General features: G+C 71.0%; 14 protein-coding genes. 7 read left to right on the top strand and 7 right to left on the bottom strand.

The annotated features are described in order from the left end of the window. Positions 1-11: 11 nt before the first annotated feature. From FB467_RS18800 to FB467_RS13610, 5 genes are all read right to left on the bottom strand, one after another. Positions 12-764 carry an ABC transporter ATP-binding protein gene (locus FB467_RS18800; protein WP_211350612.1) on the bottom strand — a complete coding sequence of 251 codons (753 nt, stop codon included), beginning with the start codon at positions 762-764 and terminating at the stop codon, positions 12-14. After that, on the bottom strand, positions 761-1,621 hold the full coding sequence (locus tag FB467_RS18795) for an ABC transporter ATP-binding protein (RefSeq protein WP_211350611.1): 861 nt from the start codon (positions 1,619-1,621) through the stop codon (positions 761-763). The genes FB467_RS18800 and FB467_RS18795 overlap by 4 nt, the downstream gene beginning before the upstream one ends. Continuing rightward, complete coding sequence (locus FB467_RS18790) at positions 1,618-2,643, bottom strand: branched-chain amino acid ABC transporter permease (RefSeq protein WP_211350610.1); 1,026 nt, start codon at positions 2,641-2,643, stop codon at positions 1,618-1,620. The genes FB467_RS18795 and FB467_RS18790 overlap by 4 nt, the downstream gene beginning before the upstream one ends. Continuing rightward, positions 2,640-3,518: a branched-chain amino acid ABC transporter permease gene (locus tag FB467_RS13615; protein ID WP_141785583.1), complete on the bottom strand. Its 879-nt coding sequence runs from the start codon at positions 3,516-3,518 to the stop codon at positions 2,640-2,642. The genes FB467_RS18790 and FB467_RS13615 overlap by 4 nt, the downstream gene beginning before the upstream one ends. Positions 3,519-3,611: 93 nt before the next feature. Continuing rightward, complete coding sequence (locus tag FB467_RS13610; protein ID WP_170230726.1) at positions 3,612-4,811, bottom strand: ABC transporter substrate-binding protein; 1,200 nt, start codon at positions 4,809-4,811, stop codon at positions 3,612-3,614. A 127-nt stretch (positions 4,812-4,938) separates the two neighbouring features. Here FB467_RS13610 and FB467_RS13605 point away from each other — a divergent pair, with 127 nt between their 5' ends. Further along, entirely contained in the window at positions 4,939-5,715 is a 777-nt protein-coding gene (locus FB467_RS13605; RefSeq protein WP_211350609.1) for an SDR family NAD(P)-dependent oxidoreductase, read from the top strand. Further along, entirely contained in the window at positions 5,712-6,107 is a 396-nt protein-coding gene (locus tag FB467_RS13600; RefSeq protein WP_141785580.1) for a RidA family protein, read from the top strand. Before FB467_RS13605 ends, FB467_RS13600 begins: the two co-directional genes overlap by 4 nt. Positions 6,108-6,114: 7 nt before the next feature. Here the strand turns inward: FB467_RS13600 and FB467_RS13595 are convergent, their stop codons facing one another. Further along, entirely contained in the window at positions 6,115-6,594 is a 480-nt protein-coding gene (locus FB467_RS13595; protein WP_194288312.1) for a DUF456 domain-containing protein, read from the bottom strand. Positions 6,595-6,598: 4 nt separating this feature from the next. Then, entirely contained in the window at positions 6,599-6,817 is a 219-nt protein-coding gene (locus FB467_RS13590; RefSeq protein ID WP_141785579.1) for a DUF7455 domain-containing protein, read from the bottom strand. Between the two features lie 241 nt (positions 6,818-7,058). Here FB467_RS13590 and FB467_RS13585 point away from each other — a divergent pair, with 241 nt between their 5' ends. The 5 genes from FB467_RS13585 to FB467_RS13565 all read left to right on the top strand — a co-directional run bounded on the left by FB467_RS13585 (position 7,059) and on the right by FB467_RS13565 (position 15,351). After that, entirely contained in the window at positions 7,059-9,137 is a 2,079-nt protein-coding gene (locus FB467_RS13585) for a DNA gyrase/topoisomerase IV subunit B (RefSeq protein WP_228393186.1), read from the top strand. Between the two features lie 259 nt (positions 9,138-9,396). Next, entirely contained in the window at positions 9,397-10,752 is a 1,356-nt protein-coding gene (locus tag FB467_RS13580; RefSeq protein ID WP_141786671.1) for an APC family permease, read from the top strand. Positions 10,753-10,855: 103 nt separating this feature from the next. Continuing rightward, complete coding sequence (locus tag FB467_RS13575) at positions 10,856-12,265, top strand: DUF1731 domain-containing protein (RefSeq protein WP_141785577.1); 1,410 nt, start codon at positions 10,856-10,858, stop codon at positions 12,263-12,265. 206 nt (positions 12,266-12,471) lie between these two features. Further along, a complete protein-coding gene (locus FB467_RS13570; protein ID WP_228393184.1) occupies positions 12,472-14,505 on the top strand; it encodes a DEAD/DEAH box helicase in 2,034 nt (677 codons plus the stop codon). Between the two features lie 63 nt (positions 14,506-14,568). Next, positions 14,569-15,351 carry a DUF4352 domain-containing protein gene (locus FB467_RS13565; protein WP_141785576.1) on the top strand — a complete coding sequence of 261 codons (783 nt, stop codon included), beginning with the start codon at positions 14,569-14,571 and terminating at the stop codon, positions 15,349-15,351. Positions 15,352-15,516: the final 165 nt, after the last annotated feature.

Below are 15,516 nucleotides of genomic sequence, written 5' to 3'. Positions count from 1 at the left end.
TCCGCCGGCGCCTAACCGACGCCGAGCAGGGCCCGGGCGCGGGCGGCGTCGGAGCGGAAGTCGGTCACGGTGGTGTCGAGCACGATGCGCCCCTTGTCCATCACCGCGACCCGGTCGGCGACCGAGAAGGCCAGGCGCAGGTCCTGCTCGACCAGCAGGATCGACAGCCCCTCGGTGAGCAGGTCCTGGACCACCTCGCCGACCTGCCGGACCACGGACGGGGCGAGGCCGTCGGAGGGCTCGTCGAGCAGCAGCAGCCGCGGGTTGGTGAGCAGCGCCCGGGCGATGGCGAGCATCTGCTGCTCGCCCCCGGAGAGCTGGTCACCCCGGTTGCGCTGCCGTTCGCCGAGCCGGGGGAGCAGATCCAGGACCCGCGCGAGGGTCCACGGACGCTCGGCCCCGGCCGAGCCGGCGGCCCGCCGCCCGGTGATCCGCCGGCCCTGGTCCTCGGCCAGCCTGAGGTGCTCGGCCACCGTGAGCGGGGCGAACATCCGCCGCCCCTGCGGCACGAGACCGACGCCGGCGCGGGCGATGGCATCGACCCGGTGGCCCGCGACGTCGGTCCCCTCCAGGAGGACGGACCCGGCATACGGCTTGACCAGGCCCATGATCGTGCTGATCAGGGTGGACTTGCCGACCCCGTTGCGGCCGAGCAGCGCGACGACCGACCCCTCGGGGACGGTGAGGTCCACGCCGTGCAGCACGGTCGAGCCTTCGTAGCCGGAGCGCAGGCCGGACACCTGCAGGAAGGGTGCCTCGCTCACGGGGTGCCTCCCGTCTCGGTGGTCGGCGCCGGGAGGTCGCTCTCCAGCCCCTCCGGGAACAGCTCGCTGGTGTCGGTGGCGCCGAGGTAGGCCTCCTGGACGGCGTCGCTGGCCCGGACCTCGGCGGGGTTGCCGGTCATCAGGTGCCGGCCCAGGTGCAGCACGCTGACCCGGTCGGCGAGCCCGAAGACGAGGTCGAGGTCGTGCTCGACCAGGAGCACGGTCACCGTCCCGGGGAGGTCGTGGATGAGCTCGGTGAGCCGGTGCGTCTCGGCCGGGGACATCCCGGCGGCGGGCTCGTCGAGCATCACGACGCTCGGTCGGCAGGCGAGGGCGACGGCGACCTCGAGCTGGCGCCGCTCGCCGTGCGAGAGGGAGCCCGCGGGAGCGCCGTGCCGGTCCTGCAGCCCGACCTGGCGCAGCAGCTCGTGCGCCTCCCCGAGCAGCGCCCGGCGGCGGGACACCGGCCGGAACATGCCCCAGGACTGCCCCGAGACCTGCTGGGCGGCGAGCACGATGTTCTCCAGCACCGTGCCGCGCAGGAACAGCGAGGAGTGTTGGAAGGTCCGGACCAGCCCGCGCTGCACGCGTTCGTGCTCGCGCAGCGCGGTGACGTCCTGCCCGGCGAGGACCACCCGCCCGGCGGTGGCGCGACGGGTCCCCGCGATGAGCGCGAAGAGGGTCGACTTGCCGGCGCCGTTCGGGCCGATGATCGCGTGCCGGCTGCCCGGCGCGACCTGCAGGGTCACCTCGTCGACCGCCTTGAGGTGGCCGAAGTGCTGGGAGACGCCGTCCAGTTCCAGCGCGTGGGCGGGCGCCGCCGCGGACCCGGTATGCCGTGTGTCCGGACCGCTCATGACTCACCACCCGCCGACGCCCCGATGCCGGCGGGTTCGGCACCCTCGACACCCTCGGTCGGTCCGCCCCCGCGCGGGAGCCGGAAGCCGGCGACGCCGCGGGGCAGCAGGTAGACGGCGAGGACGAACAGCACGCCCAGGAGGAGTTCGCCGTGGCCGGCGACCATGTTGCCCAGGTAGTCGCGCACCCAGATGCACAGGCCCGCGCCGAGGACCGCGCCCCACATCGAGCCGGCGCCGCCGATGATGACGGCCAGCAGCGCCAGGGCCGCGACGCCGAAGCCCATGTCGCCCGGGGACACGAAGCGCTGCACGGTCGTCCACAGCGACCCGGCCGCCCCGGCGAGGGTCCCGGCCAGCACGTAGCCGGCCAGGGCATACCGGGTCGTGGGGTAGCCGACCGCCCGCAGCCGCGCCTCGTTGTCGCGCAGCCCCCGCAGCGCCAGGCCAAACGGGGAGCGCAGGAGCATCGCGACCAGGCCGTAGAGCAGCAGGAAGCAGGCCAGCACGTAGTAGTAGACGAGGCCGTCGTTGGTCAGCGGCTCCATGCCGGGCAGCGGCACGACCGGTGGGATGCCGCGGAACCCGTCGGTGCCGCCGGTGACCCCGTCCATCCGGCCCGCGGCGCTGTAGCCGATCTCGCCGATGGCCAGGGTGATCATCAGGAACGGGACGCCGCGCGCCCGGACCGCGACCGGACCGGTCACGGCCGCGGCGACCGCCCCCGCCAGGGCGCACAGCACGAGCTGCAGCGGACCGACCTCGGTAAGCCGGGTGGCCACGATCGCGCCGGTGTAGGCGCCCACGCCGAAGTAGGCGGCCTGCCCCAGGGTGGGGAGCCCGGTGATGCCGGTGAGCAGGTTCACGCTCATCGCCAGCAGGCCGAAGACCAAGATCCGGGAGACGGTGGAGATCGTGTAGGCGCTCAGGTACCACGGCAGGGCGAGCAGCACCACGAGGAGGACCAGCCCCACGGCATACGGGATCATCCGGGTGCGGTCCCCGGTGAGGACGGGGCTCACGTGGCCACCGCCTTGCGGCCGAGTCCCTGCGGTCGCCAGACCAGCACCACGAGCATCGCGCCGAACAGCAGGAAGGCCGAGTAGGTCGGCATCACGGCCACCCCGAGCGTCTGGACCTGGCCGATGATCAGCGCGCCGATGAGCGCGCCCCGGACCGAGCCCAGCCCGCCGATCACCACGACCACGAGGGAGAGCACGAGGACGCTCTCGTCCACCCCGGGGCCGGGCGCGATGATCGGTGCGCCGAGCACCCCGCCGACCGCGGCCAGCGCCGCGCCGAAGCCGAACACCCCGAAGAGCACCTTGCGGGTGTCCACGCCCATCGCCCGCACCATGTCCCGGTCGGCGACGGTGGCCCGCACGAGCGCGCCGAGCGAACTGCGCTCGAAGACCACGTAGCAGAGCACCGCCAGCAGCGCCGCGATCCCGATGAAGACGAGTCGGTAGAGCGGGTAGCTGTGCCCGAGGACCGAGAGCGTCCCGGACAGCGCCGACGGGGGAGCGGTCGGCAGCCGCTGCGAGCCGAACCCGGCGAACAGCAGCTCGGCCACGATGAAGGAGACCCCGAGGGTGAGCACCGCCTGGTCCAGGTGGCCGCGCGCGGCGAGGGGTTGGGTCATCGCCGCCAGCACGAACCCGCCGAGCACCCCGACCGCGATGCCGGCCAGCACGGCCAGCAGGATCCCGAGCAGGGAACCGTCGGACAGCAGATATGCCGTGTAGGCGCCCAGCAGGTACAGGGTGCCGTGGGCCAGGTTCAGCACGTCCATCATGCCGAACACCAGGGACAATCCCACGGCGAGGGTGAACAGCAGCAGGCCGTAGGCCACGCCGTCCACCATGCTGATGACGTTGGCGTCGAACCAGCTCAGCACGGGGGTAGCTTCCTCATCGTCGTCGGGTGGGTCGAACTCATCAGGGGTGACGTCCCATCAAGGGGTGGCGCGCCGGGGACCGGGCGACCCGGGTCAGTCGCCGAGCGTGCCGAGCTCCTCGACCACGACGTTGCGCAGCTCGCCGTCGACCTCCTGGACCTCGCGCAGGTACCACATCTGGATCGGCGTGCCGTTGTCGTTGAACTCCCAGGTCCCGCGGGGGCTGTCGATCTCGCCCACCTCGCCGATGGCGGCGTTCAGGCTCTCCGAGGACAGGTCGTCGCCGCTGGCCTCGATCGCCTTGTCGAGCACCGCCGCCGCGTCGTAGGAGGCCGCCGCGTAGGTGGTCGGCAGCATCCCGGTCTTCTCCTGGTAGTCCGCCACGAACGCCTCGTTGACCTCGTTGTCCAGGTCCGCCGAGTAGTTCATCGCGGTGAGCGTGCCGAGCGCGGAGTCGCCCTGCCCGTCCAGCACGCTGCCCTCGGTGAGGAAGCCCGCGGAGTAGTGGGTGATCTCACCGGCCAGGCCGAACTGGTCGTACTGCTTGACGAACTCCACGGCGGCACCCCCGGCGTAGAAGGTGAAGACGGCCCCGGCGCCCGAGCTCTGCAGGTTGCTCAGGAACGGCTGGAAGTTGCTGGTGTCCGGGAATGGGGTGTAGACCTCGTCGGCGATCTCGCCGCCGGCCGGCTCGAAGGTCTCCTTGAAGCCGGTCGTCTCGTCCAGGCCCGCCTGGTAGTCGGCGGCGAGCAGGTAGACGGGGCCGTCCTCCTGCTCGGCGGCGTAGGCACCCAGGGCCTTGCCCGGCTCGTCGTTGACGTAGGAGGTGCGCCAGATGTACTCGGCGTCGGTGAGCGTGGTGGGGGAGGCGTTGGACCCCACGAGCGGCACGCCCTCGGACTCGAACAGGTCGACCACGCCGTTGAGCACGGCCGAGCTGACCACGCCCGTCACGGCGAGCACGCCGTCCTGCTTGACCAGCTTGTCGGCGGCGGACTTGCCGCTGTCCGCGGTCTCGCCCTCGTCGGCCAGGACGACCTCGACCTCGCGGCCGCCGAGCATGTTGTCGTGCTGCTCCAGGTAGACCTCGAAGCCGGCCTTCATGTCGTCGCCCAGGGACTTGTAGACCCCGGACTGCGGGACGAGCAGGCCGATCTTCACCGGCCCGGCGGCGACCTCGTCGTCCCCGCCGAGGCTGCCGCCCCCGCCACCACAGGCGGCGAGGAGGAGCGTGGCGCTGCATACGGCGGCTGCTGCGGACAGGCGGCGGCTGGTCGAGCGTCGGGCAGTCATGGTGGGGTCCCTCCGGTTCAGTGGCAACGGCATCGGTGCCAGGTGACGCAGCGACCCTATGTCGTTTTTGTGTCCAGCGTCCAGAGATCGACATGATTGTGGCCGTTTCGTGTCGTAGGGTCGGCCTGTGCCCACCTCCGTCGAAACCCCAGAGACCCTGACCGCGCTGGTGACCGGCGCCGGCCGGGGCATCGGACGAGCCATCGCGGCGCGACTGAGTCGGGAGGGGGTGCGGGTCGCGCTGACCGCCCGCAACGCGGACCAGTTGGCGCAGACCGCGGCCGAGTGCCCCGGTCCGACGCTGGTGCTGCCGGCGGACATCACCGACCCAGCCGCCTTGGAGGACGTCTTCTCCGCGGTGGAGCAGGAGTGGGGACCGGTGCACGTGCTGGTCGCCAACGCCGGGGCAGGGACCTCGGCGCCGCTGCCGAAGACGACCGACGAGCAGTGGCAGCAGATGCTGGACCTCAACCTCACCGCGCCGTTCCGGTGCCTGCGCCGGGCGATCCCGCCGATGGTGGACGCCGGCTACGGGCGGATCGTGGTCGTCGCGTCGGTGGCGGCCAAGGTGGGCGAGCCGTACATCAGCGCCTACACGGCCTCCAAGCACGGCGTGCTCGGGCTGGTCCGGTCGGCCGCGGTCGAGCTGGCCCGCACCGGGGTCACCGTCAACGCGGTCTGCCCCGGCTACGTGGACACCCCGATGACCGACCAGACCGTGGAGGGCATCAGCGCCTCCACCGGGCGCGAGGCGCAGGAGGCCCGGACGATCCTGGAACGCAAGCAACCGATCGGCCGGCTGATCCGGCCCGAGGAGGTCGCCGACGCCGCCTGGCTGTGCATCTCGACGGGCGGCATCACCGGCCAGGGGATCAACATCGACGGAGGAGCACACCAGTCATGAGCGAGCTCGAGTTCATCAACCCGCCGGAGCTGGGCAAGCCCAGCGGTTTCTCGCACGCGGTCAGCGGCACGGGCCGCACGGTCTTCCTCGCCGGGCAGACGGCGCTGGACCCCAGCGGGGTGATCGTGGGGGAGACCGTCGTCGAGCAGTTCCGCCAGGCGCTGGGCAACCTGCTCACCGCGCTGCGGGCGGCCGGCGGCACCCCGGAGCAGCTGGTGTCGCTGACCATCTACATCGTCGACATGGAGGACTACAAGGCGCACGGCCGGGAGATCGGCGCGGTGTGGAAGGACCTGATCGGGCGGCACTACCCCGCCACGGCCGGGATCGGAGTGGCCCGCCTCTGGGACGTCGAGGCACTGGTGGAGGTGCAGGGCACCGCGCTCGTCTGAGCCGGCTTCAGAGGATCCAGATGATCGAGGCCAGCCAGACGCCGACCATGACCAGGGCGGAGGCCAGCTCGATCAGGATGTTGAGACCGACCGCCTTCAACGCGTGCTTGGTCGCCGTCCACGCCTGGGCATGGCCGCCCCGACGGGCCCGTTCGACCAGGTAGATCCCCAGCGGGAAGCCGAGCAGCGCCCCGACCCCGGGGATCACGAAGAAGCCGACGATCGCGACGCCCAGCCCGGCCAGGAGCGTCGAGGTGCGGACCCCCGCCTTGCGCATCCGCTTGCCGGGGATCGTGTACTCCAGCAGCAGGCACGCCGCCGCGATGGCCGTGGCGATCCCGAAGACCCACCAGGCGCCGCCCTGGGTCTCGAGGGTCCACAGCAAGATCCCGGCCCATACCAGGAGGAGTCCTGGCAGGACCGGGATCACGATGCCGATGAGGCCGACCAGCATGACCAGGCCGGCGATCACGGTGATGACCGTCATGGGGTCAGACCGACTCGCTCTCGCTGTCGGCGTGCAGCTTGTGCGACTCGTCGGTGATCTCGATGTCGTCCAGGTCGCGCAACTTCTCCAGGTGCTCTCGCCCGTGGTGGGCGCAGAACAGCAACTCGAAGCCGCCGGCGAGCCGTGCGCGCACAAATGCCTGCGCGCCGCAACGGTCGCAGCGGTCGGCGACCGTCAGTTCTGGTGCCAGTGTGCCGTTCACGTCAGTCTCCCTCTGCTCGTCGGACCGGTCGGTGGGACGGCTAAGGCCGTCACCTGAGCAACAGTCAAGCACGACTTCCTGTTCCTGAGACGCGTCTGGAGGGCCCCTGGTTGCGCGTGTTTCGCTGTGGGCCGAATCCCGGGGTTCCGGAAAGCCCTGGCGCTGCGCGCCTGACCGGCACCGTCGCCGCCCCGCGTTACCCTGCTGAGGTCCCCCAGGCATACAGCAGAAGGAGTCATCCGTGGCGCAGGACTACTCGGCCCGGCACCTGCAGGTCCTCGAGGGCCTGGAGGCAGTCCGCAAGCGGCCGGGGATGTATGTCGGGTCGACCGACTCGCGCGGCCTCATGCACTGCCTGTGGGAGATCATCGACAACGCGGTGGACGAGGCGCTGGGCGGTCACGCCGACCGGATCGAGGTGACCCTGCTCCCGGACGGGTCGGTCGAGGTCGACGACAACGGGCGGGGGATCCCGGTGGACCGGGAGCCGCGCACCGGCCTCTCCGGGGTCGAGGTCGTCTTTACCAAGCTGCACGCCGGGGGCAAGTTCGGGGGCGGCTCCTACGCCGCGTCCGGTGGCCTGCACGGCGTCGGCGCCTCGGTCGTCAACGCCCTCTCGGGCCGGCTCGACGTGTCGGTGACCCGCAGTGGCAAGGTCCACTCGATGAGCTTCCGGCGCGGGGAGCCCGGGGCCTTCGAGGACGGCAAGGGGCGGTCGCCGGAGTCCCCCTTCACGGCATACGAGAAGAGCTCGGAGCTGCGGGTGACCGGCAAGGCCAAGCGGGGGGCCACGGGCACCACCGTCCGCTACTGGGCCGACCCGCAGATCTTCCTCAAGTCCGCGGCCTTCTCCTACGAGGAGCTGGTCGCCCGGGCGCGCCAGACCGCCTTCCTGGTGCCCGGGCTGACCATCCTGATCAAGGACCAGCGCTCGGAGGAGCACTCCGAGGAGTCGTTCAACTACGACGGCGGGATCACCGAGTTCGTGGAGTTCCTCGCCCCCGACACCGCGGTCACCGACACCTGGCGCTTGCAGGGCTCGGGGACCTTCACCGAGACCGTCCCGGTGCTCGACCCGACCGGCCAGATGGTCTCCAAGGAGATGGAGCGCACCTGCGACGTGGACATCGCCGTGCGCTGGGGTCAGGGCTACGAGACGACCACGACCTCCTTCGTCAACGTGATCGCCACGCCCAAGGGCGGCACGCACGTGGCCGGTTTCGAGGCCTCGCTGCTCAAGGTCTTCAAGAAGCAGCTGGAGGTCAACTCCCGCCGGCTCAAGGTCGGCAACGACAAGGTCGACAAGGACGACATCCTGGCCGGGCTCACCGCGGTGGTGACGGTGCGGCTGGCCGAGCCGCAGTTCGAGGGGCAGACCAAGGAGGTGCTGGGCACCTCGGCCGTGCGCTCCATCGTGAGCAAGGTGGTGGAGTCCGAGCTGACCACCCGACTGACCTCGACCAAGCGCGGTGACAAGGCGCAGGCCTCGCTCCTGCTGGAGAAGGTCGTCTCCGAGATGAAGTCGCGGATCTCGGCCCGGCTGCACAAGGAGACCCAGCGGCGCAAGAACGCCCTGGAGTCCTCCTCGCTGCCGGCCAAGCTCGCCGACTGCCGCTCCAACGACACCGAGAAGACCGAGCTGTTCCTCGTCGAGGGCGACAGTGCGCTGGGCACCGCCAAGCTGGCCCGGACCTCGGACTACCAGGCGCTGCTGCCGCTGCGCGGCAAGATCCTGAACGTGCAGAAGGCCTCGGTCTCGGACATGCTGCACAACGCCGAGTGCGCCGCGATCATCCAGGTCGTCGGCGCCGGCTCGGGGCGGTCCTTCGACGTCGACATGGCCCGCTACGGCAAGGTCATCATCATGACGGACGCCGACGTCGACGGTGCGCACATCCGGACGCTGCTGCTCACCCTGTTCTTCCGCTACATGCGCCCCCTGGTCGAGGCCGGCCGGGTGTATGCCGCGATGCCGCCGCTGCACCGGATCGAGGTCAGCGCGTCCGGCCGGTCGCCCAAGGAGTTCATCTACACCTACACCGAGGCCGAGATGCGCAAGACGGTCGCGCAGCTGAACAAGCGCGGTCGGCACATCAAGCAGCCGATCCAGCGGTACAAGGGCCTGGGGGAGATGGACGCCGACCAGCTGGCCGAGACCACGATGGACCCGCGCCACCGCACCCTGCGCCGGGTCACCCTGGCCGACGCTGCCCGCGCCGAGGAGGTGTTCGACCTGCTGATGGGCTCGGACGTGGCGCCCCGTAAGGACTTCATCGTCGACTCGGCCCACGCGCTGGACCGGGAGCGGATCGACGCCTGAGCGGACCATCGGCTCCACGGCATACCGTGGATTGTCGTTCCTCCGGATGCTCAGGGACGGGTCACGAGCACCTCACCGGTGACCACGCGTTGGTTCGGACCTGCGCGTGTCTCTTGCGCGCGACTGTGAGCTGCGCCACTGTTACCCCGATCGGGGGATCCCGGTCCCGCCAGTCGGGTGTAGCACAGGAGGTGGTGTCGTGAGCGACGCAGAGCTGAAGAGTGCAGCGGGCGAGCAGGAGACCGAGCTGAAACGGGTGATGGGCCCGAAACTGCTCCTGCTGTTCATCGTCGGGGACATCCTCGGCACGGGCATCTACGCGTTGACCGGCAAGGTCGCCAACGAGGTTGGTGGTGCGGTCTGGGTGCCCTTCCTGGTGGCCTTTACGATCGCCATCATCACGGCGTTCTCCTACCTGGAGATGGTCACCAAGTATCCCCAGGCCGGTGGCGCGGCATCCTTCGTGCACCGGGCGTTCGCGATCCACTTCCTGACCTTCCTGGTGACCTTCCTGGTGATGTCCAGCGGCATCACCTCGGCCTCCACCGCCTCCCGCGCATTCGCCGAGAACCTGGGTAAGGGCTTCGGTTGGTGGGACGAGACCAACTCCGGTGCCCTACTGATCGGCGGCATCGTCTTCATCCTGTTGGTGATGGCCATCAACTTCCGCGGGGTGGCCGAATCCGTCAAGGCCAACGTGGTGCTGACCCTGATCGAACTGTCCGGCCTGCTGCTGGTGATCTTCGTCGGGCTGTATGCCGTGGCCGGCTTCTCGGGTGCAGAGGTGGACTTCTCCCGGATCGTGATCTTCGAGAGCCCGTCGGGCAAGAACGCGTTCATGGCGGTGACTGCGGCGACCGCCCTGGCGTTCTTCGCGATGGTCGGTTTCGAGGACTCGGTCAATATGGCCGAGGAGACCAAGGAGCCGTCGCGCATCTTCCCCAAGATCATGCTTTCCGGCCTGATGCTGACCGGACTCATCTACGTGCTGGTCTCGATCACCGCGGTGGCCCTGGTCCCCGTGGGAGAGCTGGCCAAGGACGGCACGCCCCTGCTCACGGTCGTGCAGACGGGGGCACCGGACCTGCCGATCGGTGATATCTACCCGTTCATCGCCATGTTCGCCGTAGCCAATTCTGCGTTGATCAACATGATGATGGCCTCGCGACTGCTCTACGGCATGTCCCGCCAGGGGGTGCTGCCCAAGCCGCTCGGTCTGGTCCACAAGGGACGGCAGACACCGTGGGCCGCCATCGTGTTCACCACCGCCCTCGCGGTGGGGCTGATCTGGCTGGTCCCCTCCGTGCAGAACCTTGGTGACGTCACCGCGCTGCTCCTGCTGGCGGTGTTCGCCGTGGTCAACGTGGCGTGCCTGGTGTTGCGGAAGGATCCGGTGCAGCACGAGCACTTCACCGCGCCGACCTGGATCCCGGTCGTCGGGGCGTTCGCCTGCGCCTACATGGTGGGCCCCTGGACGGGGCGTTCCACCGAGGTGTACGTCGTGGCCGGCTGGCTGCTGGTCATCGGCGTCGGGCTATGGGCCCTCACCTGGTTCCTGAACCGTGCGCTCTATGCCAAGCCGACCCGGATCAAGGATCCCTCCGACATGGGTTGAGGACCGCGGCGTCGACGTCCCGGGTGCATCGGACCTGTCCATCGGGGAGGTCGACCCAGAGGCCCTGGCACCGGGTGCCCAGCACACCCGTACGCTCCCACCCATGACGTGGCAGCAAACCGACCGGGCCGTGCTGGCCCTCGATGCCGAGGCTCTCTGGGCGGTCCTGACCGACGTGACGCGCTGGGCAGAGTGGTGCCCCGGCATCTTTGCGGCACACCTCGACGGGCCGCTGGAGGTCGGGCAGACCGGCGAATTGGCGCTGGCCCTGCCCGTCGTGGGGGCGGTGCACCGCAGGACCGCGCCACCGTTCCGGGTGGTCGAGCTGATTCCCGGGCGCAGCCTGGTCCTGGAGCAGCCGCAACCCCGCGGCAGCCTGCGCATCAGTTGGGACCTCAGTCCCGACGATGCTGGGCTGACCCGGTTCGCGCAGACCCTGCGGATCCGTGGACCGCTCACCGCCGGGTTCGCGCCGTTCGTGCGTCGCGCCCTGGCAGGGGAGCCCGCGCTCGACGCGGCCAGGCTGTACGGCCTCGGGGGCGGCGGTGTCGGGCCTGCTGCGCCCAAGGTCGTCATCGCTGGAGGGACCGGCACGCTGGGCCGGCGGCTGGCCGCGGATCTCCTTTGCCGAGGGGTCGAGGTCGTTCTGCTGACCCGGTCGGTCCAGGACGGACTGCCGTTCCGCCAGGTTACCTGGGACGGGAAGACCGTCGGGGACTGGACCGAAGAACTCTCCGAGCCCGGCCGGACCTCGCTGGTCAATCTTGCGGGTCGCCTCGTCGACGTTAGGCCCACCCCGGCCAACATCGCCTCGCTCCGGGATAGTCGAGTGGATTCGACTCATGCCCTCGTCCAAGCCAGTCGGGACCTACCGGCGCCGCTGCGGCACTGGCTCCAGGCGAGCACCACCGCCATCTATAGCGACGCAGGCGACGAGCCGTGCGACGAATCCACGTCCGTCCCCGAGGACGGCCTGGCGCAGATGACCGGCGTAGCTGCCCCGTGGGAGGCGGCCTTTTCCGGGGCCAACACCGAGCACGGCGTCGTGCTCCGCACCTCGTTGGTGCTAGACCGCGGGGCCCCGGTGCTCGACCGGCTGCTCGGTGTCACCCGGGTCGGTCTCGGCGGACCGATCGGCGATGGGCAGCAGTGGGTCAGCTGGATCCACGTCCAGGACTGGCTCGCCATCGCCCGGGCCGCACTCGGTCTCGCGCCGGGCCTCACCCTGCCGTCGGGGGTAGTCATCGCGGCCGCGCCCGAACCCGTCCGCAACGCCGAGTTGATGGCCCGGTTGCGGGCCCACCTTCGCCGCCCCTGGGCGCCGCCGACCCCCGCGCCGCTGCTGCGGATCGGGAGCGTCGTGCTCCGCACCGATCCCGCCCTGGCGATCACCGGCCGGCACGCGACATCGACCGTGCTCGCGGAGGCGGGCTACGACTTCGCCTATCCCACGCTGGACACTGCACTCGACGACCTGCTCGGTCCGATGCGCGACGGCCGGGCCGCCGGGTGAAGTGCGTCACCATCGGCCCTCGATGGTGCGGTGCGGTGTCCCCGATCCGGTAGCATGGTGATTCGGCCCGATACCAGAGTTGATGATCATGGGCCTGCCGGAGGACGACACGTTCCTCGCGGCCCAGCGGGTGCTACGGGCACCTGGAGGTAGGACGGTCCCGCTCATGGAGGCGGTGAGGCGCGCCAACCTCACCGATAACCGAAATGAGTAGATACGCCATGGCCAAGGCCATCGGGCGCGGTTCCGCGCCGTCCAAGAAGAAGAAGCCCCGCCACACCGCTGCCCAGAAGAAGGCCGCGGCCAAGGCCCGCGCCGCCGCCGGGCGTCCCCGCCGCGGCGGCGAGACCCCCTCCAAGACGCGCCGGTTCGAGGAGCGCTCCGAGCGCCTCGACCGTACCCGCCGGGAGAGCCGGGACGGCTACGACCGTCCGCGTGATGAGCGTCGCTACGACCGTCCCCGTCGGGAGGACCGTGGCTACGACCGCGGTTACGACCGTGGCTACGACCGCCGCCGTGACGACCGCGGCTACGACCGTCCCGCCCGCGACTGGCGCGAGGTGCACGCCGCCCACAACGGTGGCGTCGTCGAGGAGGGTCAGGGTCACCGGGCCCGAGCACCCCGCCGCGAGGACAGCCGCCGCGAGGACACCCGCCGCCCGGCCCGCCGCGAGGACTACCGGCGGCCCGCCCACCGGGAGGAGTTCTCCCGGGGACGGACGGCGCCCAGCTACTCCGAGGAGACCCGCACCGCGCCCGTGGCCAGCACGGCACCGGCGGCCAACACTGCACCCGCGGCCCGCCCGGCGCCGGTGAACCTCGGGACCGGCAACTTCGCCGACCTCGGCCTGGACGCCAGGCTCGTCGACGCGCTCGCCGCGCAGGGGATCACCGCACCGTTCCCGATCCAGGCCGTCACCATCCCCGACGCGCTGGCCGAACGCGACGTCCTGGGCCGTGGCCAGACCGGCTCCGGCAAGACGATGGCCTTCGGCCTCCCGACCCTGCACCGCCTGGCCGCATCCGGCCGGGCCACGGCACACCGGCCGCGCGCCATCGTGCTGACCCCGACCCGCGAGCTCGCGATGCAGATCGTGGACGCGCTCCAGCCGCTGCTGCGGTCGGTCGGGCTGAGCTTCCAGCTCGTCGCCGGGGGTATGTCGTACACGCCCCAGCTGCGCTCCCTGGAGCAGGGCGTCGACCTGCTGGTGGCCACCCCGGGCCGGCTGATGGACCTCATCGAGCGGGGTGCCGCGGACCTCTCCGAGGTCGAGGTCACCGTGCTGGACGAGGCCGACCACATGTCGGAGATGGGCTTCCTCGAGGCGATCACCGCGATCCTCGACCTCACCCCGGCGGGCGGGCAGCGGCTGCTCTTCTCGGCCACGCTGGACCACGGTGTCGACCAGGTGGCGCAGACCTACCTGGTGGACCCGGTGACCCACTCGACCGACGACGGCACCGCCAGCGTCACGACGATGGACCACCACGTCTTCCTGGTGCACCCGCACCACAAGAAGGTCCTCACCGCGATGATCGCCAACCGCCCCGGCCGCACCCTGGTCTTCGTCCGCACCAAGCTGGGCGCCGACCGGGTCGCCGAGCAGCTGCGCGACTCCGGGATCTTCGCCGCGGCACTGCACGGCGGCCTCAACCAGTCGGCCCGCACCCGGGTGCTGGAGGCATACAAGGCCGGTGAGCTGCCGGTCCTGGTCGCCACGGACGTCGCCGCCCGGGGGATCCACGTGGACGAGATCTCCCTGGTGCTGCAGGCCGACCCGCCGGCGGACCACAAGGACTACCTGCACCGCTCCGGGCGTACCGCGCGCGCCGGGGAGGCCGGCATGGTCGTCACCCTGGCCCTGCCGCACCAGCGTCGCAAGATGATCCAGCTGTTGGACACCGCGGGCGTGGACAGCACGCCGCAGGCGGTGACCCCCGAGGACGACCTGGTGGTCGTGACGGCCGGGGGCCGTATGCCCGAGGGGCCGCCGGTGCCGCAGTCCCGGCTGAACGACCTGCTCCGCCCCCGTCGACGCCAGTTCGGCCACGGCCAGGGCGGTCGCCGCCAGGGTGGCCGTGGCGGACAGGGCGGTCGCGGAGGATACGGCGGTGGTCGCGGGCAGGGTGGCCGTGGAGGATACGGCGGCCACGGCACGGGCGGCCGGGGAGCCGGTCACCGGGGCCAGGGCGGACACCGCGACCTCGCGGGAGCCGGACGCCGTCAGGACCGCTGGTAATCTCGGCACCGCCTGTCCGACCTCGGGTTCCGGGGTCTCCGACCTGATGACCTGGGGGTCCCCATGAGCACGTCCCGTTCCCGTCGTGTCGCGCCTTCCCGTCGTGTCGCGGCGCTGCTCGCGGCTCCCGCGCTGCTGACGGTGGCACTGTCCGGGTGTGGTTCGGTGCCGGAGAGCGAGTCGCCGGGTGCGCCGGCGGCTGCGCCGACCTCGGAGGCACCGGGGACGGATGCGGACCCCACCACGGAGGCGCCAGCGCCGACGACGGACACGGCCCCGACGACGGACGCAGCGCCGACGACGGACACGGCCCCGACGACGGAGACGCCCGCACCGCCCACCGGCGCCGCGCCGACCGACACCGGCTCTCCCGGGGGCGGGGGCGAGGCGAGCGGTGAGACCGGGAGCCTGGAGTCGCCGATCCCGATGGGCTCCACCGTGGAGGTGGGGGACTGGACCGTTACCCTCGACGCCTTCGAGAAGGACGCGACGCAGGCCCTGTCCGGGCCGGAGTTCGGTAACCCGGACCCGCCGGAGGGGTCGCAGTTCTCGTTGCTGTCCGTGACCGCCACCTACCACGGTGAGGACCGCGGCTCGGCGTTCATGGACCTGTGGTTCGAGCTGCTCGGCCCGGACGGGGTCCCGACCAGCGACACCGAGGGCGAGTTCTGCTCCGCCGGGATGGACACCGACCTCATCGCCGCGCCGGACGCCGAGCCCGGCGACACCATCGAGGGACAGGTCTGCTTCATCGTCGCGACCGAGGACCTCGAGGACAGCGTGCTGCTCGTCGAGGAACTGTTGAGCATGGACCGGTCGGGCTCCTACTTCGTGGCGCTCCAGTAGGGACACGCCCCCGCGGGGCAAGGGCGTGCCCGCACGGGCCGAGGACTCCCGGCACAACACAACCCTTGACAAGGGCACCGCAGGCGGTCACCCTAGATCTGTGAGAGCGCTCTCACAGTGAGAGCGATTTCACGGCCTATCGGACGGCGGCGCCCCGCCACGTAA

The organism is Ornithinicoccus hortensis, from assembly GCF_006716185.1.
Classification (GTDB): domain Bacteria; phylum Actinomycetota; class Actinomycetes; order Actinomycetales; family Dermatophilaceae; genus Ornithinicoccus; species Ornithinicoccus hortensis.
Note: the sequence above shows the minus strand (reverse complement) of the source record. Positions and strands in the feature narration are given on the sequence as shown.